This is a genomic window from Bradyrhizobium australafricanum (genome assembly GCF_020329495.1).
GTDB lineage: Bacteria > Pseudomonadota > Alphaproteobacteria > Rhizobiales > Xanthobacteraceae > Bradyrhizobium > Bradyrhizobium australafricanum.
Genome location: NZ_JAGKJL010000011.1, coordinates 57,381 through 77,468, shown reverse-complemented (window position 1 = coordinate 77,468; position 20,088 = coordinate 57,381). Strand labels below are relative to the sequence as shown.

Below are 20,088 nucleotides of genomic sequence, written 5' to 3'. Positions count from 1 at the left end.
ACATATGATCGCTTGACCGTCACCCTGAGGAGGCCGCGCAGCGGCCGTCTCGAAGGGCGGCGGCCCGGCTGGGGCCGTGCATCCTTCGAGGCTCGCTCCGCTCGCACCTCAGGATGACGGGGCTGCTATCGTGACGCAGAGCGACAAACCGATATCCGGCGAAGACTCCCTGATCGCGCGCTATTTCAAGCCGCTCGCGACCGAACCGGGGGCGTTCGGGCTCGACGACGACGCCGCCGCGCTGAGGGCGGCCGGCGAGGACATCGTGGTCACCACGGACGCCATCGTCGAGGGCGTGCATTTCCTCCGCGATGATCCGCCCGACACGCTGGCGCGCAAGGCGCTGCGGGTGAACCTCTCCGACATCGCCGCCAAGGGCGCGGTGCCGGCGGGCTTCGTGCTGACGCTGGCGCTGCGCGGCGCCGAGGAGGCCTGGCTGAAGCCGTTTGCCCGGGCGCTCGGCGAGGACGCCGCACATTTCGGCTGCCCGCTGCTCGGTGGCGACACGGTCTCGACGCCGGGGCCGTTGATGATCTCGATCACTGCGTTCGGCCGGGTGCCGCAGGGTACGATGGTGCATCGCGCAGGGGCGCAGGCGGGCGACCGTGTGTTCGTCACCGGCACGATCGGAGACGCCGCGCTCGGCCTCGATGTGCTCCGGGGTGGCCCGGTCGCCGCGGCTCTGGCGGACGATGTCGTCGGGCGGGATTTTCTTGCTGCCCGTTACCGTGTTCCGCAGCCGCGCAACGCCTTGGCCACGGCCGTCCGCACCCACGCCAGCGCTGCGATGGATGTGTCCGACGGTCTTGCCGGCGATCTGACCAAGCTTTGCGCAGCCAGTGGTGTGGCGGGCGTGATCAACGTGCCGAGCATCCCGTTGTCGTCCGCGGCCGCAGGGCTGCTCGCGCGCAAGGCGATCGGTATCGAGACCTTGGTGGCCGGCGGTGACGATTACGAGCTCTTGTGCGCGGTCCCGAGCGATCATGTCGACGCGTTTCTGCGCGACGCACGGCAGGCCAAGGTCGCGGTGACCGCAATCGGCGGCCTGATCGCAGGCTTGTCGCCACCAAGCTTCCTTGACGGGCAGGGGCGGGAACTGAAGTTGAAGCGGCTGTCCTACAGCCATTTCTAGAGCGTTTTCGAGCGAAGTGGGCACCGGTTCGCGTTAAGAAAACGCGTCGGAACGGAAGCGGCTCTGGACTTCCCGCGCCTGATCGCGCCGATTTTCCTTCTAAATAGCTGCCGATATCGGCGTTTTCGGCCACAGGTGGCGTTGCACAGCGGTAACGATTTTGGCAAGGTCGCGCCCGATTTGAGGCAATCCGTTTTTGGGGAGGATTGTCCTCGCAAAATAAGCGCCTGCCGCCCCCTAGCGGCACAAGAAGGCGCGGGGGTTACATCAAGGATCTGAGGCAACATGACAGCTTTATGGTTGATTGTGCTCTGCGGGGCGCTTTCCATCGTCTACGCGATCTGGGCGACGCAGTCGGTCTTGAACGCGGATGCGGGTAATCCGCGCATGCAGGAAATCGCGGCCGCGGTGCGCGAGGGCGCACAGGCCTATCTGCGGCGGCAGTACACCACGATCGGCATGGTCGGTATCGTGATCTTCGTGGTGCTGGCCTACTTCCTGGGCCTGCCGGTGGCGATCGGCTTTGCGATCGGCGCCATCCTGTCGGGGGCTGCCGGCTTCATCGGCATGAACGTCTCGGTGCGCGCCAACGTCCGCACCGCGCAGGCGGCAACCACCTCGCTCGCCGGCGGCCTCGAGCTCGCCTTCAAGGCGGGCGCGATCACCGGCATGCTGGTTGCCGGTCTCGCGCTGCTTGGCGTCACCATCTACTTCATGGTGCTGGTCAAGTTCATGGGTCTGGAAGCGGGCAGCCGCACCGTGGTCGACGCCATGGTGGCGCTCGGCTTCGGCGCCTCGCTGATCTCGATCTTCGCCCGTCTCGGCGGCGGCATCTTCACCAAGGGTGCGGACGTCGGCGGCGACCTCGTCGGCAAGGTCGAGGCCGGCATCCCCGAGGACGATCCGCGTAACCCGGCCACCATCGCCGACAACGTCGGCGACAATGTCGGCGACTGCGCCGGCATGGCGGCGGACCTGTTCGAGACCTACGCGGTGACCGCGGTCGCCACCATGGTGCTCGCGGCGATCTTCTTCGCCAAGACGCCGATCCTGGTGAACATGATGACGCTGCCGCTCGCGATCGGCGGCATCTGCATCATCACCTCGATCATCGGCACCTTCTTCGTCAAGCTCGGTGCCAGCCAGTCCATCATGGGCGCCCTCTATAAGGGCCTGATCGCCACCGGCATCCTGTCGCTGGTCGGCGTCGCGCTCGTGATCAATTGGCTGGTCGGCTTCGGCAAGCTCGACGGCGTCGACTATACCGGCATGGCGCTGTTCTGGTGTGGCGTGGTCGGTCTCGTCGTCACCGGCCTGATCATCTGGATCACCGAATACTACACCGGCACCGACTATCGCCCGGTGAAGTCGATCGCCTCGGCCTCGGTCACCGGTCACGGCACCAACGTGATCCAGGGCCTCGCGGTCTCGATGGAAGCGACCGCGCTGCCCGCGATCGTGATCATCGCCGGCATCCTCGTCACCTACAGCCTTGCCGGCCTGTTCGGCATCGCGATCGCGACCGCCACCATGCTGGCGCTGGCCGGCATGATCGTCGCGCTCGACGCCTTCGGCCCGGTCACCGACAACGCCGGCGGCATCGCCGAGATGGCGGGGCTGCCCAAGGAGGTGCGCAAGTCGACCGACGCGCTCGACGCGGTCGGCAACACCACCAAGGCGGTGACCAAGGGCTACGCGATCGGCTCGGCCGGTCTCGGTGCGCTGGTGCTGTTTGCGGCCTATAATCAGGACCTCAAATTCTTCATCAGCGACGCCAATGCCCATGCCTACTTCAAGGGCGTCAACCCGGACTTCTCCCTGAACAATCCTTACGTCGTGGTCGGCCTGCTGTTCGGCGGTCTGCTGCCGTACCTGTTCGGTGCGATGGGCATGACCGCAGTCGGTCGCGCCGCCGGTGCGATCGTCGAGGAAGTGCGCCGTCAGTTCCGCGAGAAGCCCGGCATCATGCAGGGCACCGACAAGCCGGACTACGGCAAGGCGGTCGACCTGCTGACCCGGGCGGCGATCAAGGAGATGATCATCCCGTCGCTGCTGCCGGTGCTGTCGCCGATCGTGGTCTACTTCCTGATCTATGTGATCGCGGGCGGTGGTGCAGCCGGCAAGTCGGCGGCATTCTCCGCGGTCGGTGCCATGTTGCTCGGCGTCATCGTCACCGGTTTGTTCGTCGCGATCTCGATGACCTCGGGCGGCGGCGCATGGGACAACGCCAAGAAGTACATCGAGGACGGCCACTACGGCGGCAAGGGCTCTGACGCCCACAAGTCCGCGGTGACCGGCGATACCGTCGGCGATCCCTACAAGGACACGGCGGGCCCGGCGGTGAACCCGATGATCAAGATCACCAACATCGTGGCGCTGCTGCTGCTGGCGATCCTGGCGCACTGAGCGGCGGACACGACTGAAACGAAGCCCCGCGGTGAAAGCCGCGGGGTTTTATTTTTGAACCAGACGCGAACAACACGGAGATCAATCGATGTCGCTCTCATCTGCACGGAACTACGCGCTCCGCGCCTCCAAATCGCAGGATCAGAAGGAGGCCATCGAGCTGCTCTCGAAGGCGATCATGGAACTGGCGATGTCGATTGAAGCGACCGACGCCAAGGTCAAGAAGATCAACAAGTCTTCGTAGCGTTGGCCGCAACGTGCTCAGGAAACGTCGTGACGGCGGCTGCTACTTGACCTCCATCTGCAACCCTTCCTTCTCGATGATCGCCGCGAACTTCTTCGTCTCGGCATCGACGAAATCGGAGAATTGCTGGGGCGTGCCGTAGTCGGCGCGCGCGCCCATGCCGGCGATGTTCTTCTTGACGTCGTCGCGCTCCAGCATCGCCTTGACCTGGCGGTTCAACTCGTCGAGCACCGGGGCAGGCGCGGTCTTCGGCAGGAACACGCCGAACCAGGACGAGACGTCGAACTTTGCCAGTTCCGGCGCGCCCTCGCGCATTGTCGGCAGGTTCGGTGCGGAATCGCTGCGCTCCGGCGTGGTGACACAGAGGCCGTTGAGTTTGCCGTCCTGCACCTGCGGCAGCGACGGATAGAGATTGTCGAACAGGATCTGGATGTCGCCGGCGAGCCCGGCCTGCAATGCGGGACCGGCGCCGCGGAACGGCACGTGCGTCATCTTCAACCCGGTGAGCTGCAGGAACCAGGCACCGGTGAGGTGAGGGCTTTGTCCGGTGCCGGACGAGCCGTAGGTGAGCTTGTCCGGATTCTTCTTCAGGAAGGCGATCAATTCGGGGATCGACTTGAGACCGGTCGACGGATGCGCCGACACAATGTTCGGAATCCGGATCATGTTGGAGACCGGCTGCAACTGGTCGGCCTTGTAGGTCAGGTTGCGGAAGATGCTGTAGGCGATCGCGTTGGGGCCGGGATTGCCTATCAGGATGGTGTGGCCGTCGCCCTTGGCGCGTGTGACCTCGGATGTGCCGATGGTGCCGCCGGCGCCGGAGCGATTCTCCACCACCACCGACTGGCCCCAGAGCGGCTGCAAATGCGCCGCGAGCAGCCGCCCCATCACGTCGGTCGAGCCGCCGGCCGCCGCCGGCACGATGATGCGGACGGTCTCGGTCGGCCACCAGTCACCGGCGCCGAGGCTCGCGCGCGGCAGGATCGCCGCGGCCGTCAATGCGGCCGTGCCCGACAATACCGTACGACGGGAAAATCTCTTGGCTGTCATGCGTTTACCCCCTGCTCAGGCTCTTGTTTGCGAGCAAACTAGGGGACCGCTTGCCCCTCGGGCAAGCGACAACTTGGCGCAGCGGCTTATGCTCTGGACTCCGGTTTGACGCGTTGTCTCACGCGAACCGGAGCCCACTTCGCTCGAAAACGCTCTAGTTGAAGCTCAGCAGCTTGAAGAGCGGTGTCAGGTAGGACATTTCCTGGCCCGACGTCGGCGTGGACCGGCTGACGAAGTCGAAGATCTTGCCGTCCTTCAGGCCGTAATTGGCCAGTCGGCGCACCTGCCGGTTCTTGTCGAAATAGACCGCGATCACGCGCTGGTCGATCACCCGCTGATTCATGAAGGCGACCGGGCGGGAGGTCCGTTGCGAGATGTAATAAAACACCTCGCCGTCCAGCGTTGCGACCGTCGAGGGCGTGCCGAGCACGATGAGCACCTGGTCCTGGCTCGCGCCGATCGGGATCTGCTCGAGCGCCCCCTCGGGCAGGATGTAGCCCTTCTGGAATTGTTCCCCGGCGCAGCCGCCGAGTGCGGCGCAGACGAGGCCAATCGCCGCGACGGCGCGGAGACGCGAAAAGAACCCGCGCGCGGAAGCGGCGCGAGACTGTCGTGAAAGAATGTGGTTCATCGGCGGAACTGATCCGTCCCCTTGCATCGGCCGAGGCATTGACGTACCGGGCAGCTCAATGGATTGCAATCATGCCGAGCTCCAATGGGCGACCTCTCAACAGGCGACCCTTTGGGGACCGGCAGCCGGAACCCGTCATGCTTTGGCCGTTCAATCACTTCAGAAGACCCCGGGTGCCCGCGCGCAGCACCATTGAGACCATCTATGGCATGATCGTGACGCAGGCGCGAGAACCGTTGTTTTACCGTGACTTGGGCGTTCCGGACACGGTTAATGGCCGTTTTGACCTGCTTCTGATGCATCTGTGGCTGGTGCTGCGGCGACTGAAATCCGTCGAGGGCGGCGTCGCGCTGTCCCAGGCCCTGTTTGATCATTTCTGCATCGATATGGACGACAATCTGCGCGAAATGGGCGTCGGCGACCTCACGGTGCCGAAGCGCATGCAGGCGTTCGGTGAAGCCTTCTACGGCCGCACCGCAGCCTATGATTTGGCGCTGACCGACAGCGAGGCGGCCTTGGCCGAGTCGTTCTGCAAGAACATCCTCAACGGTCAGAACATCGACAAGGGCCGCGAGCTCGCCGCCTACGCCAGGGAGGCGATCGAAGAGCTGGCGCGCGCCGATCTCGCGGCGTTGGCCAAGGGCGCGTGGCGCTTTCCAGTACCACAGGCTGCGGGGACGGCGGCATGAGCGGCGGCACCACAGGGCAGCCCGATGCACGGCGCGACCGCGACCCCTGGCGGGTTCTCGTCAATGTCGCGCAGATTCCGGAGACCGGCCTGCATCGCGAGATCGCGGCCGACGAGGCGGCGCGCAACGCGATGGCCGAAGTTGCTGGGTTGAGGGAGGTCGTCTCCGCACGTGCAGAGTTCGACCTGCAGCCCAAACGCGACGGCAGCTACCATGTCACCGGCAGAGTTAAGGCCACGGTCGGGCAGACCTGCGTGGTGACGCTCGATCCGATCGAGAACGAGATCGATGAGCCGATCGATGTGGTGTTCGCGCCGCCCGAGCAGATCCCGCAAATGGCCGACCTGATCGACGACGCCGACGACAGCGATGAGGAAACGCCGGACCCGCCGGAGGCGATCGTCGGCGGTTTCATCGACATCGGCCGGCTCGCCACCGATGCGCTTTTTCTCGGCATAGACCCGTATCCGCGCAAGGTGGATGCGGTCTTTGAACAGAAGGCTGAAGCGCCTGACCCGGAAAATCATCCTTTCGCGGCGCTGAAGGCGCTGACGGAAAAGCCGGACGGCAAGAAGCCCAAGGGAAGTTGAGGGCGCCTGGCGCCACATTTGCGGGGATGGCTTGCCTGCAAGCTTGCGCGAGCACTGCTCCTAGTTACTTCAAATGCGTGTCATAATACATTGAAATACAATGTATTTCTGGTATGTTCTGATGTGTTGCGTGACGGTTCGGCAGCTGCCTCATTTGCGGTCAAGAGGTTGTGTCGGACCGAGGACACGCTATTGTCGCGGCCCGGCCGGGACGCGAGTTGGTGTTTCGCCGCGCGCCATTAACGGCGGTGACTTCAAGCTCGCGGTCCTCGTCTGAAGGGCTGCGGGAAAGCAGGCTTCCGGGACGTTCATGCCTCAAAAGGTTCGAATAGCGCTTGACGCCATGGGGGGCGATGTCGGCGCTGCCGTCGTCATTCCCGGCGCTGCGATCTCGCTGAGCCGTCATCCCGACAGCGAATTCCTGTTGATCGGGGACCGGGCCCAGATCGAGCCGGAGCTCGCCAAGCATCCGGCGCTGAAGGCGGTATCGAAAGTGATCCATACCGACGTCGCCGTGAAGAACGATGAGAAGCCGAGCCAGGCGCTGCGGCGGACCCGGCGGGCGTCATCGATGTGGCTCGCGATCGACGCCGTGAAGCATGGCGAGGCCGATGTCGCGGTCTCCGCCGGCAACAGCGGCGCGCTGATGGCGATGGGCAGCATCAATCTGCGGACGCTGCCGGGCGTCGACCGCCCGGCGCTCGCCGGAGTTTGGCCGACTCTGCGCGGTGACTCCGTGGTGCTCGACCTTGGTGCCACGATCGGCGGCGACGCCCATCATCTCGCGACACTGGCAGTGATGGGGAGCGCGATGGCCAGCGTGCTGTTCAACATCGAACGCCCCACCGTCGGCCTCCTCAACATCGGAGAGGAGGAGGTCAAGGGCCATGAGGAAATCCGCGAGGCCGCCGAAATGCTGCGCGCCCTATCTGACATCAACTATATCGGCTTCGTCGAAGGGGATGGCATCGGCAAGGGGCGTGCCGACGTAATCGTGTCCGAAGGATTCAGCGGCAATATCGCGCTCAAGACCGCCGAAGGCACTGCCCGCCAGATGTTCGACCTGTTGCGCGAGGCGATCGGTTCGAGCTGGATCTCGCGCATCGGCTATCTGCTGGCCCGCGGTGCATTCCGGAAGCTGCGCGACAAGCTCGATCCCAACAAGTCGAATGGCGGCCTGCTGCTCGGCCTGAAGGGCGTGGTGGTCAAGAGCCATGGCGGCGTCAACACGGAAGGCTTTGCTTACGCGGTCGATGTTGGCTATGAGATGGCCCACTACGATCTCCTCACCAAGATCAATCAGATGCTTAATCGCGACGGCAGTGCGCTGGTGCAGGCGCAGACCGCGCAGGAGGCTGTCTCGTGACTGCGATACGTTCGGTAGTGCTCGGCTGCGGCTCTTATTTGCCGGAGCGGGTTTTGACCAATGCCGAACTGGCCAGCCGGATCGACACGTCGGACGAATGGATCGTGCAGCGCACCGGCATCAGCGAGCGCCACATCGCGGCCGACGACGAATTCACCTCGCATCTGGCGATCAAGGCGGCGCAGGCCGCGCTCGCCCACGCGCAAGTCGATGCGCAGTCGATCGACCTGATCGTGCTCGCGACCTCGACGCCGGACAACACCTTTCCCGCCACCGCGGTCGCCGTCCAGCACGCGCTCGGCATCAACCATGGCGTCGCCTTCGACCTGCAGGCGGTCTGCTCCGGCTTCGTTTTCGCGCTGGCCACCGCCGATAATTTCCTGCGCGCCGGCACCCACAAGCGGGCGCTGGTGATCGGTGCCGAAACCTTCTCGCGCATCCTTGACTGGAGCGACCGCGGCACCTGCGTGCTGTTCGGCGACGGCGCCGGCGCGGTCGTGCTGGAGGCGCAGCAGCATTCCGGCACCACCAGCGACCCCGGCGTGTTGACGACGCATCTGCGCTCCGACGGCCGCCACAAGGCGAAGCTGTTCGTCGATGGCGGGCCCGGTTCGACCAGGACGGTCGGATACCTCCGGATGGAGGGCCGCGAGGTGTTCAAGCACGCCGTCGGCATGATCACCGACGTGATCGTCGACGCCTTCAACGCCACCGGCTTCACTGCCGAGGACATCACCTGGTTCATCCCGCACCAGGCCAACAAGCGAATCATCGATGCGTCGGCGCATAAGCTTCATATTGCGCCGCAGAAAGTGGTCCTGACGGTCGACAAGCACGGCAACACGTCGGCGGCCTCGATCCCGCTCGCGCTGTCGGTCGCCGTGAAGGACGGGCGCGTCAAGAAGGGCGATTTGGTGCTGTTCGAGGCGATGGGGGGCGGCTTCACCTGGGGCTCGGCGCTCGTGCGCTGGTAGCGCATCGCCAAACAGTATCGACAGGTTGCCGGTATCTTTCCTGCGCCTGGATGCTGGTCGCTGTTGACCATTGCGCGCTAAGCTTTTAATTTCAGTCAAGAAATTGTTCGCCGAGAGTGCGGGGCAGGCGATGACCACGGGAACCGGAAAAACAGTTACGCGCGTCGATTTGTGTGAGGCGGTCTACCAAAAGGTGGGTCTGTCGCGCACGGAATCGTCGGCATTTGTCGAGTTGGTGCTGAAGGAGATCACTGATTGCCTGGAAAAGGGCGAGACAGTGAAGCTGTCCTCATTCGGCTCCTTCATGGTGCGCAAGAAGGGCCAGCGTATCGGCCGTAATCCGAAGACCGGCACCGAGGTGCCGATTTCGCCGCGGCGGGTGATGGTGTTCAAGCCGTCGGCGATCCTGAAGCAGCGGATCAATGGCCATGTCGTCACCAATGGCGACGGCAGCAAGGCCGACTAGAGCGTTTTCAAGCGAAGTGGATACCCGGTTCGCGTGAAGAAAGCGCGGCAAACCTAGAATCCGGAGCCCCGTTCCGATTCAATCGGAACGGAAAGGCTCCAGGCATTGAGCTCAAAGGAGCGGGCATTTGGACAAGGCGCCGGATGCGTTCCGTACCATCAGCGAGGTCGCTGATGAACTCGATATTCCCCAGCATGTGCTGAGATTCTGGGAAACGCGCTTCGCGCAGATCAAGCCGATGAAGCGCAGCGGCGGACGCCGCTATTATCGCCCCGACGACGTCGACCTGCTCAAGGGCATCCGCCGGCTGCTGTACGGCGAGGGCTACACCATCCGCGGTGTGCAGCGGATCCTGAAGGAGCACGGCATCAAATCGGTGCAGGGCATCGCCGACCAGACCGCGGCGGTCTCGTTCGGCGCGGTCGAGGAAGCCGTCGGCAACAGCATGGCCGAGCCCGACGACCTCGAGAGCAGCGACGGGCTCGATTTCGACGGCGAGGAGGGTGATGGCGACGAGAAGGGGATCGACTACCGATTCGTCGATCCCGACGAGGATCCGATCCTGTCGACCTACAAGGCGCACGCCCAGCCGGGCAAGGCGCCCGCCGCGCCGCCGGTTCGTCCCTCCGTTCCGTCAGCCGATCGGGAGCGGCTCGAACGCGTGCTGCAAGAGCTGGTCGCCTGCCGACAGATGATCGACGCGGCGATGAAGGACGGCTGAGGCAAGGAAGCCCGCCAAGGGAACCGGTGCGCGGATTGCAGTCGTCAGAAGCCTGCTTTGCCTTGCGCGAACGCAGGATCGCAGCTAATGGAACGGCATCGGAGCGTGGCGCAGCCCGGTTAGCGCACTAGTCTGGGAGACTAGGGGTCGGAGGTTCAAATCCTCTCGCTCCGACCATTTTTCAAAGTGATTTCAGTGTGTTGCGTCGCGGACCTTGTTGGTCCGCTTTTGCGTTCGGCGTCATGTAAGCACGATGTAAGCACGGAAACAAAAACGACCGGGTAAAGGTGGGGCGCGGTGGAAACTGAGGAAGAGCGAATTCGGCGAGAACAAAAGAACGCCGAGCGCGAAGACGAACTGAAGCGCATTCCCGTTCAAACGATCGATAAGAGCCGGTGGCCTCGCTACGTGCGACCGATCTCGATGGGGGAGGCGGACGGTCTCGGCATCGATAACGATGGGCGCCTGTATTGGAATGGGAAGCCGGTCGAAATCATCGGCCGGCGGGTCGATCTGACGTGGATGCAATCCGCCATCGGCATCGCCGTCGCCCTGTTCACGATCGTCGGCGGCATCGGATGCGGCGCGCAAGGATGGGTCGCCTATCACGACTGGGCTTGCAAAAATCACATGCCGGCCGGGATCAGTTGCCCTTCCAAGTGAATGTGCCATGCCCCTAGATCGCATCGAAATCCCGGAAAGCGCCCTGCGACCAAAGCCTGACTTTCCAACGCTTCCCGACAAGTCGGTCGTGGAGGAAGTGCGCGATTGGGTCAAATCGGGCAACCCCACCTATACGTGGCGCGGGCACACCCACACCAAGCCGGGCGAAGGGGCGGAAGTCCAGTACGTCGCCGACTTTCAACTGCCCAAGGGGCAAGAGGCGCCGTGCCCGTGCTGCACGCCCGTAACGGCGAAATTCAATACGGGGCTGATCGCATGGTTTCCCGAAACCCACCTTGTCCGGCTGATGGGCCAGCATTGTTTCCGGCGCATCAACCCTGAAGGACACCAAGCCGCATACAAGGACCTTCAGGATCGCATCCGACGCGAAGGCAGCATCAGGTATCTGATCGGCAACCTGTGGAAGGCGAAGGAGGCGTCATCCGCCCTTGAACGGGCAAAGCCAATCGCAAGGCATTTGGACGACTTGCAAGATATCCTCGGGCCGAAGTTGAAGAGGACCCTTCAGATCGACTTGTGGCGCTACATGCGCGACGGCGCGCTTATGGTCGTATCGGGAGGAACCGACGGGAAGCAGTTTTACACGCGCTATTCGACTGTCACGGGTACTCAGCTGCTGGACCCGGCCCGGACGTCGATGGCGCAAAAGGTGGAAACTGCCCAGCGCCTTCTGGAAAATCTGGACCTGCCGGACGACATCGAGAAGGCCGACGACGACGACCGTGATCGCGTTGCGCGGCGCTTTAACCGAGCGATGCGCGTAGCCGGAAACGCGATCGCAGAAATCAACGAGTGTCGCCAGTTTGTAACGCCGCTGAACGTCGCCACCATCAGGCAATGGGGGTCGCGGCTTGATGCCCCGCTTCAAGTCTACATGCGTCGTGAAGGCTTAGTCCTTCACATCGGCCAAACGGAAGATGAACCCAGATCAATCAATCTGGATGGTTGTCTTGATCTGCCAACGCCGCGGCTTCCCGAAATCGTTATCGAGTAAGCCCCCGCGGGGCAGTCCTCGGATCGTTGAGGACCGCCACGAGCATCAACGCATGTCCCGGTAAGGGTGGCTGGCGCTAGATACGAGCAAGGCAACGCGGGCGCCCTCGGGTCTTTTTCTCGTTTGTCTCTCAGCTCGCTCGTCCTCGCGAACGCGGACCGAAACAGCCTTGTTGAATTTTTTTGTCATCAGCATGCCCATCCCAGCGATTTATTTGTCATAGCGAGCTGGGATCGCGCTTATCTTCCTCGCTGTTCCGGCGCGTTCGGCGCGTCGCCATGCGGAGGATTTGGAATGCAAACGAAGGCCACAGGCGCCGCGGGATCGCGCTATATCGACGACCGCGCCGCTGCGGAATATTTGAACGTGTCGACGTCGACGCTGGCGAAGTGGCGCATGCGCAAATTCGGGCCGCCCTATCATCGGTTCGGCGCGCTGGTCCGATACACGGTCGCCGATCTGGATGCATACGCCGAACAGTCCCGGTCAGCCTGATCTTTACCTTGCTGCGCAAGTTAGCACGCCTGCGCAGTACAAGCGCCAGCCGGCGGATGTACCCGGTCGGCGCATCGGCGGCGCGTTGTTTCGTCTGCGCAGCGCGCCGCCATTTTCAATGCAAATGCGCTCGAAAGCGAAAGGCTCGCACTCTGCGCGGCAACGCAGGCGAGCCCGTTAAACCACCGACGTTGTAGGGACGCCGGACATGGCGACAGATAGATCAAGCAACACTACAGGACAAGCGAAGCGGTCGCGTCGAAAGCGAACGCAAGAAGACCGTCAACGGCGGGCCGCGGCGTTCGCGCGGCCGAAGCGAGGGCGGCCGATCGGTACAACGCTGGCCTTCTTTGAAGATGACGATCGCTTTGCCGTCGCAATGGTCTTCTGTGCTGAAGCCTACATGGGCTTGCCGCGGTATTTGGCAGCCTACGCCGTGGTCGCCTTGATTTCGAAACGACCAATCGATGCGCGCATTGCTGAAGGCATCCTTCTCCATTTGAGTGGTGGTCCGGACAACGCCACTTTGAAGGGCAAGTCTCAGGGACTAATTGCGAAATGCGATCAACCGCGGACAGTCGCAGAGGCGAACTGGATCGCATCGTCCGCGGCCTTCCTTGGGATGTTCATCAAGCTGGCTGCTGAAGGATCGCCTGATCCGGTTCGATCGAGGGCGGTTGTTGAAGCTCTTTCGGAACTTGGATGGACTGCGATGTTGAAGACCATCACGGCCAAGTTGTCATCGATCGCAAAGTCGAACTTCCCGCCAGACGATCAGCCGCTGACACGACGCGCAAATTTGTTGGCGGAGAGCCTTCGCACGAACCAGAAAACCTGAAGATCAACAATGTGTTGTCATGGCAATTTCTTCGGGATCGCAATCCGAGCGGCTGCCGTCCTATCAAAACCGATCGTGCAACAAGAGAGCTGGCGCACCATGCGGGGCATTTATGGCTGATCCAATCCCGCTAAAAAACAACCGCAATCAACGCGGCTTCTCTCTGCATCGGCTGGACGCTCTTCCGGAGCGGCCGGCTCGTGAAGAGGTAATCCAGGGCTTGCTCGCCGTCGGTGAAATCGGCGCGATCGTGGCGCCGGCGGGCGAGGGGAAATCAACGGTTGCCCAGCTTCTTCTGACTTGCATCGCGGAGGGAAGGCCCTTTCTGGGGCGCAACGTGCTTCAGGGGCCGGCGATCTATATAGCTGCCGAGCGCGGCCAGGAGGCCGCGCGACGCCTATTGGCGATCCGGCGCAAGGCCAAAGCGCCGCTCTACGTCGCAATGGCTCGCCCCGATCTGTCGAACCAAGACGAGGTTACAGACCTCGCCAACCGGGTTCGTCAGGTTTGCGAGCATGAGCGATCCTGCCCCGGCATCATCGTGATCGACACGTTGGCTCGATGCATGCCCGGCCTGGATGAAAACAGCGCGCGCGACATGGGGCGCGTCGTTGAAGGTCTCACGCGGCTCGTAGAGCAGGTGCCATCAGCTGCGGTCCTGTTCGTTCATCATGCCGGCAAAGGTGGTGACGGGGAGATGCGCGGATCGACCGCACTGATCGGCGCGGTCGACGTCGAATTGCAGGTGAAAAACGCAAAGGGAAAGATTAAGCGGCTCGTCGTGACAAAAGCGAATGCCGTCGCTGAAGGTCAGGCTTTGCCATTCCGGCTCGTACCTATCGAGTACCGTGATACTCAAAATGCTGATCCTGAGATTGTGATCTCGGCAGAGATAGCCGAAGACGAAGAGGGACCGATCATCGAGGCGCACAACGCGGAGCCGTCGCGATCCGAAAAGGTTCTGTCCCTCATTGCGGAATTGGCAGTCGACCGTCTCGCCAACCGTCAGGCCTGTTTGCAGACAGCCCGGGAACGGAAGCTAATTGAAGGCAAATCAGCCGATAGCACGGCAGAGCAGTTCCGGAAGGTATTGGTCGAACTCCGGGACGCTGATCTGATTACCTTTGAGAACAAGACGATCACGTTGGGGTCCGGGGCCACCCCCAACAGGCCCAACGCCCCCCTCTAAGAGGGGGGCGTGTTGGGGTTGGGGATTGGGCTTGGCCGAACCCCAATGAGAAGCCCAACAAGCCCAATTGGGCTTATTGGGGTTACCAGCAGAACGGATGGTCTGATGAGATATGTCGACGATGGTTGGTTCACCGGTGAACACGGCCAACAATTGCATCCTGCACCGGATCAGCAGTTGAGAAGGCCCAGCAAGCTACCGTCCCAGACCCAGCGGGCGATCGACGACATATTCGAGCGCTACCCGCACGACCTGAACGACGAAATTCCCCTGTGACGTAGCAGCATGGTCGCGTGGATCGATTAGGCTGGCCGCTGGCGCGCGCTGGATGCGCGCGCGTCGAACGCCGTCCGTTCAGAAATAACGCACGGGCGTCAGCGGCAAAGGGACTGCCGAACCATCCAAGGCCGGCGCTCAAAAACGTTTAGGGACCGTATGACGGGCGCCCGATGGGTGCGGCACGAAATGCCCCAAAAAATCTGGATATTCCCGGAAATCGAGGTTGCGGTTTCCTTACGGGCCGACCCGAGAATTCACCGAGGCACCAATGCGTTAGCCCAACAATTATTTCGGGATCGCGCTCCCCGTTTCTCATCGAATAGCGTTCGCCGCATCGTCATCACGATCGAGCGTACGGATGAACATTCGGAAGAACCTCTCGCCAGCCAGGAAGGCTGGAAATCTGGCGGACGCTGCGGCGGCGCTCCGCGCAGCCGAGCGCGCATACCGCACGGCCCTGGCCGGCGGCGACCTTATCGGCGCCATCCGAGCGAAGGAGCTGGTCAATTCAGCTGGGGTCGCCCTCGAAGTTGCGCGCATGGCGATTGAAGGAAGCGGACAATGACAGTCCTGTTCCACGTCGCAGACCGGGTTCTTAACCGGCCGCTTATGATCCACCCTGACAAGCTGTCGCTGATTGCGTCGGTTCTCGACGGTCGGATCGGGATCGATAGCGCCACCCTTGGCGCCGTCGAAGCGGATTATCTCAAAAAGGCCGCTCCCGGCTCTTCCAGGTTCGTCGGGAATTACGAGCTTGTTGATCCTAAGAACCCCTCTGCCGGCCGCAAGCCGTACCGGACAACCGCAGAAGGCGTCGCGATTATCCCGGTCATCGGCTCGCTTGTGAACCGCGGCGCATGGGTGGGCGCCTACAGCGGCCTGACGTCATATGAAGGGTTCAAGTTCGCGATCGGCCGAGCCGCCGCTGATCCGGCAGTATCGTCGATCATCTTGGACATGGACACGCCCGGTGGCGAAGCGGTCGGCGCTTTCGAAGCCGGCGACGCCGTCCGCGAAGCTGCGCGGGCTAAGGAAGTCGTCGCTGTGATCAACGGCATGGCCGCTAGCGCCGGTTATGCGATCGCATCAGCCGCGTCGCGGATCGTCACGACTTCTTCGGGAGTTTCGGGGTCGGTTGGCGTGGTGATGCTGCACGCCGACTATTCGAAGCGGCTGCACAATGAGGGAATTGTGCCGACGCTGATTTTCGCTGGCTCGCGGAAGGTCGACGGTAACCCATACGAAAAACTGACGGCCGAAGTGAAGGGCGAACTTCAAGGCGAAATCGATCGCTTCTATGATCTGTTCGTCGCCACCGTAGCCAAGGGGCGCGCCAGCGTGGGCGAAGCCGCAATTCGCGCGACCGAAGCGCGAACCTTCATCGGAGCCGATGCAGTCGCGGTCGGTCTTGCCGATGAAGTCGGTACTTTTGAAAGCGTGCTAGCGCAATTGACCGCGGCGGCGCCGGCGCGCCGCCTGTCACAGGCTGCCGCAGCTTTGGCGTTCACGTCAGCTGATCTCGCATCCGCGCGTGCCGAAGGGCGCGCGGAAGGGTTTCAACTGAGCGTGGCCGATGGCGGCCTAGCAGCGGCGATGGCGCGTATCGACGCGGTAATGAGCTTGCCCGAGGCTCAGGGTCGGCGGCAATTCGCTCAACACCTTGCATCGCAGACGAACATTTCGATCGAAGCGATAAGGGGAGCGCTCATGCTTTGCCCGACCGAAGCTGAGGTTCTTCGCTCAGATGCCCGCCGCGCGGGCGCATCCCCGCTCGGTCTAGTTCTCGAAATCGCGGGGCAGCCCGCCGCTAAGGAGACGCCATGATCTTCTCGAAATCAAAGTCCGCGGCGCTGAGTGTCCGGATCGATGCTCTGGACAAGGAAATTGCGACCGGAACGGCGGCGCTCACTGACCTGCAAACCCGTCGTCGCGAGGCAATCCGCGACGGGGACGACGCCGCGGCCAGCAAATTCGAAGAGGCTATTGCCACCGCAGAACGAAAGGCGGTGCTTCAGACAGAGCGCCGCGAAATCCTCGTCGCTGAGCATGAAGACGCTCTTGCCAGCGAGGCGCGTGCAGAATTCGCACGGCGCCACGCTGAGCAGAAGGACGCGAACGCAAAGGCCGCGGCGTCTGCACAGAAGGCGCTTCGACGCGCTTGGGATATTCTCGGCCCCATGCTCCGCGAATTGGCGGACGCTCGGACGGCTACCGATCTGTTGAATAGGGCGGCGCCGGAGGGCTTTTCTCACCTTGTATATGCGGACGATCTTGCTCGTGGCGCCGCGTCGCTGCCTCGCCTCGATATTTCGAGCAAGCAAGTCGAGCAGTGGGTCTACTCCTCAACGGGCCATCGCGTCGGCGACCAAGATGGTGTTCAAGGCGGCATGCTGTCCAACGGACCATATGCTCCGGCGAACCGATGCATAAAGCGACAGTTCCGCCACGTTCGGTATCATCCGGCCGAAGATGCGCGATATGCCCCGCCAATCTCGACCGAGTTGCATTTTCCGCGATGGGACGGCGCTGGCCCGCTCTTCGACGGAAAATTCATCGTTCCGGATGCAGTCGGCGCGACCTTGTCCACCATTGAAGCGAACCAACGCGGCAAAGTCGCGCGTCCAATTCTCGAAGAGTTCATCGCGCTCTACGATGTGGGATCGGACGCCGCTTAGTTCCTCGGTACGCTAATCGACGCCCCGCAGGCCGCTACTGCCGCCGAAGCGAACCGCGTCGACAGGGCCGCGAGCGAGGCAAGACGCTCGCGGCCCTTCTCAATAGGAGGCGACAATCGCTAAAATCATCGAAGCCAAGGCAATCATCACGGCCGAAGACAAGACCGGGAAGGTCTTCGACGCGATCGCGAAGAAGATGGACGGGCTGGCGAAGTCTGGAAAGACTGCGAAGGCTGTCGATCAGGTCGCGAAGGCGTTGGAACGCGCTAAGACGCAGATGGCGGCGATCGACAAGTTCGACGTATCGCGGGGCAGCTTCGCGGCTGCCCGTCAGCGATATCGCGACGCACAGGTCGCCGTCGAAGGCGCAGCGCGGGCGATGAAGGGCGTCGCCGCGCCGACGCGCGAAATGGAACAGAACCTTCGCCGCGCGCAGTCGCAGGTCCGGGCGACCGCGAAGGCGTTCGACATGCAGAAGGACGCCGTCCTAGCCAATAAGCGCGCGCTTCAGGGGATGGGCGTCGATATCCAGCAGGCGGCCGCGCATCATACGCGGCTGCGGAAGGCGGTCGAACAGACCGGCGCCGTTCTCGAAAGGGAAGAACGCCGGGCTGTCCGCCGGCAGAACCGGCAGGTCGCGATCTCAGGCGCGGCCGCAGCTGTCGGCGCCTTTGCCGGCCATGAAGTCAAGGCCGGAGCGCGCGCTGTCGCGCATACCTATCGCGAGTTTGATCGCGAACGCCGCTTCGCGAAGGCCGTCATGGGCATTTCGGACGAAGAACAGGGGCCGCTCGTTAAGCAGGCGATCCATATGGGCGCCACGACGAAATTTAACGACATTCAGGTTCTGGAAGCGCAGCGCGAATTGGCGGCTCGCGGCGTCAAGCGCGATCAGATCATGGGCATGATGGGGCCGGCCGCGTCGCTGGGATCGGCGCTGGACTTGAAGCTTCCCGACGCCGTGAAGCAGATGGAAGGCGCGATCTTTGGCTTCAAAAAGTCAATGGGAACGCTGGAAGAAGCGCAGAAGTCGGCGCAACAGACGGCGGACTATCAGGTCAAGGCTGCGAAGATTTCCGGCATGACGCCCGAAGACATCCAGCAGCTTTACAAGTTCGGCGCGACGCCGGCGCGGATGGGCAAGATCAGCGAAGCGTCGCTTCTCGGCTTCGGCGGCATCTTGAAGAAGGCGAACATCGGCGGCGACGAAGCCGGCGTCGCGTTTCGCGCGCTCATGTCGACGGCGCAGGCGCCGACCGCCGGCGCGAAAACGGCGCTTCTCGCGAACGGGCTGAACTACAAAAACTATCAGCGCGTTCCGGACAATTTGGCGGTCGACCCGTTCGCCGAAGACGTCGCGGCACGGTACGGCGTGAAGCTGGACAAGGGCACGCGCGCGGGGCTTGGCAAAATCTTCGCGGACAAGGCGATGATTTCCGACCCGGCGAAGTTCAACCCGGCCGTGACCGCCCTTCTGCGCGACAAGCTGGAAGGGACCGACGCGAAGTCGCTGAAGTCGATCGCCGGCGCTGCGGGCCGCTACCGTGACAAGTCGGTCAACGAAGTCGACACGAACGCTTTCATCAAAGACCTGATCCCGAAGCTGGCGAACAATCTCCCGCTGGCGAATGCGCTGTTCGGTTCGAAGCAGGGCGGCCGCATCGCGACCGCGCTGGGCGACGGCGACACGCTGAAGCATATCATCGGCGAAATCGAAGGCGGGTCGGAAGGCTACGCCGGCAAGATCGCCGCGGAACGGATGGCCGGCTTTGACGGCGCCGTCAGTCGTTTCGAGGGCGCGGTTAAGAACCTCGAAACCGCTGTCGGCCGGGCGTTCGATGCCGACGGCAAGGGCGGTCTTCTGACGAAGATCACCGACCTGCTAGGGCAGGCGATCCAGAAATCCGCGGAACTGCCGCCCGGCGTCGTCGCCGGCGGCGCAATTGCCGCGGGCGTTGCCGGCAAAGCCGCGTATGCCTATGGCGGCTATAAATTGCTCCAACTTCTGACCACCGGCGGCGGCTTGACGTCGTCGGCGGTCGCGCTGGACGCTTCAGCTGCCGCCCTGACGTCTGCGGCAGCTGTCCTTAGCGGCAGCAAGGCCGCTGGCGCGGCTGCCAGCGCCGCAGCAAGCGCAGGGACGACCGCCGCAGGCGCTGGCGTCGGCTCTGCGCTATGGGCCACGGCTGCCCCGGCGCTGCCGTTCGTCGCCGCGGGCGCGGCCACGGTCGGCGGCCTCTACGCGATGCACAAGTCGGTTGAGGATGCCGGTTACGAGGGCCTGACAAGCGGCGAGCGACTTCGCCGGCAGCGCGGCGGATCGATGCGCGATATGTACCGCCGCGCGTGGGGCTACCCGATGGCGCCTGACGTCCCTGAAGTCTCGCCAACGATGACGTACGGAACGGGCGTCGGCGGCGCGGGCGGCGGGAAGGTCGACGTCGGCGTTCAGGGCGAGGTTCACGGCGAAGTCGAAAACAAGGTGACCGTCGAAGCCGGGTCGTCGCTTCTGGAAGTCGTGAAGCAAGCGCAAGCCGCGATCCGGCTCGCCGGGACGATCAACAACGGGAACGGCCCCGGGTCGCTGGGGCATTCGTCGCCGGACGCCGCCGCGCCGGCGCCGGCGATCAGCGGGAAGCAGGGTCCGCACTTTTGAGGTTTGAAA

General features: G+C 63.1%; 21 protein-coding genes and 1 tRNA gene. 20 read left to right on the top strand and 2 right to left on the bottom strand.

The window, feature by feature from the left end; translation table 11 throughout:
* Positions 1-130 precede the first annotated feature (130 nt).
* The 3 genes from thiL (at position 131) to J6525_RS12465 (ending at position 3,782) form a co-directional block, all read left to right on the top strand.
* On the top strand, positions 131-1,132 hold the full coding sequence (thiL, locus tag J6525_RS12475; RefSeq protein WP_092078000.1) for a thiamine-phosphate kinase: 1,002 nt from the start codon (positions 131-133) through the stop codon (positions 1,130-1,132).
* A 285-nt stretch (positions 1,133-1,417) separates the two neighbouring features.
* Positions 1,418-3,538, top strand: a complete 2,121-nt coding sequence (locus J6525_RS12470; protein WP_225644752.1) for a sodium-translocating pyrophosphatase — start codon at positions 1,418-1,420, stop codon at positions 3,536-3,538.
* Between the two features lie 88 nt (positions 3,539-3,626).
* Positions 3,627-3,782 (top strand): hypothetical protein, encoded by a 156-nt coding sequence (locus J6525_RS12465; protein ID WP_167350400.1) that lies wholly within the window; start codon positions 3,627-3,629, stop codon positions 3,780-3,782.
* A gap of 42 nt (positions 3,783-3,824) precedes the next feature.
* On the opposite strand, the gene J6525_RS12460 is transcribed toward J6525_RS12465, so the two are convergent.
* Positions 3,825-4,832: a Bug family tripartite tricarboxylate transporter substrate binding protein gene (locus tag J6525_RS12460; RefSeq protein WP_225644751.1), complete on the bottom strand. Its 1,008-nt coding sequence runs from the start codon at positions 4,830-4,832 to the stop codon at positions 3,825-3,827.
* Between the two features lie 154 nt (positions 4,833-4,986).
* The gene (locus J6525_RS12455; RefSeq protein WP_076834359.1) at positions 4,987-5,463 is read right to left on the bottom strand and encodes an outer membrane protein assembly factor BamE; all 477 of its coding nucleotides are present in this window, start codon (positions 5,461-5,463) and stop codon (positions 4,987-4,989) included.
* A 137-nt stretch (positions 5,464-5,600) separates the two neighbouring features.
* Here J6525_RS12455 and J6525_RS12450 point away from each other — a divergent pair, with 137 nt between their 5' ends.
* The 17 genes from J6525_RS12450 to J6525_RS12370 all read left to right on the top strand — a co-directional run bounded on the left by J6525_RS12450 (position 5,601) and on the right by J6525_RS12370 (position 20,079).
* Entirely contained in the window at positions 5,601-6,152 is a 552-nt protein-coding gene (locus J6525_RS12450) for a ubiquinol-cytochrome C chaperone family protein (protein ID WP_225644749.1), read from the top strand.
* Positions 6,149-6,742: a YceD family protein gene (locus J6525_RS12445; RefSeq protein ID WP_225644747.1), complete on the top strand. Its 594-nt coding sequence runs from the start codon at positions 6,149-6,151 to the stop codon at positions 6,740-6,742. Before J6525_RS12450 ends, J6525_RS12445 begins: the two co-directional genes overlap by 4 nt.
* A gap of 310 nt (positions 6,743-7,052) precedes the next feature.
* Entirely contained in the window at positions 7,053-8,108 is a 1,056-nt protein-coding gene (gene plsX, locus J6525_RS12440; RefSeq protein WP_225158932.1) for a phosphate acyltransferase PlsX, read from the top strand.
* A complete protein-coding gene (locus tag J6525_RS12435) occupies positions 8,105-9,082 on the top strand; it encodes a beta-ketoacyl-ACP synthase III (protein WP_225644745.1) in 978 nt (325 codons plus the stop codon). Before plsX ends, J6525_RS12435 begins: the two co-directional genes overlap by 4 nt.
* 130 nt (positions 9,083-9,212) lie before the next feature.
* A complete protein-coding gene (locus tag J6525_RS12430) occupies positions 9,213-9,548 on the top strand; it encodes an integration host factor subunit alpha (protein WP_035631661.1) in 336 nt (111 codons plus the stop codon).
* A 127-nt stretch (positions 9,549-9,675) separates the two neighbouring features.
* Positions 9,676-10,269, top strand: a complete 594-nt coding sequence (locus tag J6525_RS12425) for a MerR family transcriptional regulator (RefSeq protein ID WP_225644743.1) — start codon at positions 9,676-9,678, stop codon at positions 10,267-10,269.
* 99 nt (positions 10,270-10,368) lie between these two features.
* Positions 10,369-10,446: transfer RNA gene (locus J6525_RS12420), tRNA-Pro, on the top strand.
* Between the two features lie 120 nt (positions 10,447-10,566).
* Positions 10,567-10,932: a hypothetical protein gene (locus J6525_RS12415; RefSeq protein ID WP_225644741.1), complete on the top strand. Its 366-nt coding sequence runs from the start codon at positions 10,567-10,569 to the stop codon at positions 10,930-10,932.
* Between the two features lie 7 nt (positions 10,933-10,939).
* On the top strand, positions 10,940-11,947 hold the full coding sequence (locus J6525_RS12410; RefSeq protein ID WP_225644739.1) for a hypothetical protein: 1,008 nt from the start codon (positions 10,940-10,942) through the stop codon (positions 11,945-11,947).
* A 294-nt stretch (positions 11,948-12,241) separates the two neighbouring features.
* Complete coding sequence (locus J6525_RS12405; RefSeq protein ID WP_225644736.1) at positions 12,242-12,442, top strand: helix-turn-helix transcriptional regulator; 201 nt, start codon at positions 12,242-12,244, stop codon at positions 12,440-12,442.
* A gap of 208 nt (positions 12,443-12,650) precedes the next feature.
* Entirely contained in the window at positions 12,651-13,280 is a 630-nt protein-coding gene (locus tag J6525_RS12400) for a hypothetical protein (RefSeq protein ID WP_225644734.1), read from the top strand.
* A 112-nt stretch (positions 13,281-13,392) separates the two neighbouring features.
* On the top strand, positions 13,393-14,469 hold the full coding sequence (locus J6525_RS12395; protein WP_225644712.1) for an AAA family ATPase: 1,077 nt from the start codon (positions 13,393-13,395) through the stop codon (positions 14,467-14,469).
* Between the two features lie 105 nt (positions 14,470-14,574).
* Positions 14,575-14,745, top strand: coding sequence for a hypothetical protein (locus J6525_RS12390; protein ID WP_225644710.1), 171 nt, complete (start codon positions 14,575-14,577; stop codon positions 14,743-14,745).
* A 361-nt stretch (positions 14,746-15,106) separates the two neighbouring features.
* Positions 15,107-15,313, top strand: a complete 207-nt coding sequence (locus J6525_RS12385) for a hypothetical protein (RefSeq protein ID WP_225644708.1) — start codon at positions 15,107-15,109, stop codon at positions 15,311-15,313.
* On the top strand, positions 15,310-16,572 hold the full coding sequence (locus J6525_RS12380) for a S49 family peptidase (RefSeq protein ID WP_225644706.1): 1,263 nt from the start codon (positions 15,310-15,312) through the stop codon (positions 16,570-16,572). The genes J6525_RS12385 and J6525_RS12380 overlap by 4 nt, the downstream gene beginning before the upstream one ends.
* A complete protein-coding gene (locus J6525_RS12375; protein WP_225644704.1) occupies positions 16,569-17,423 on the top strand; it encodes a hypothetical protein in 855 nt (284 codons plus the stop codon). Before J6525_RS12380 ends, J6525_RS12375 begins: the two co-directional genes overlap by 4 nt.
* A gap of 196 nt (positions 17,424-17,619) precedes the next feature.
* A complete protein-coding gene (locus J6525_RS12370) occupies positions 17,620-20,079 on the top strand; it encodes a phage tail tape measure protein (RefSeq protein WP_225644702.1) in 2,460 nt (819 codons plus the stop codon).
* Positions 20,080-20,088 lie beyond the last annotated feature (9 nt).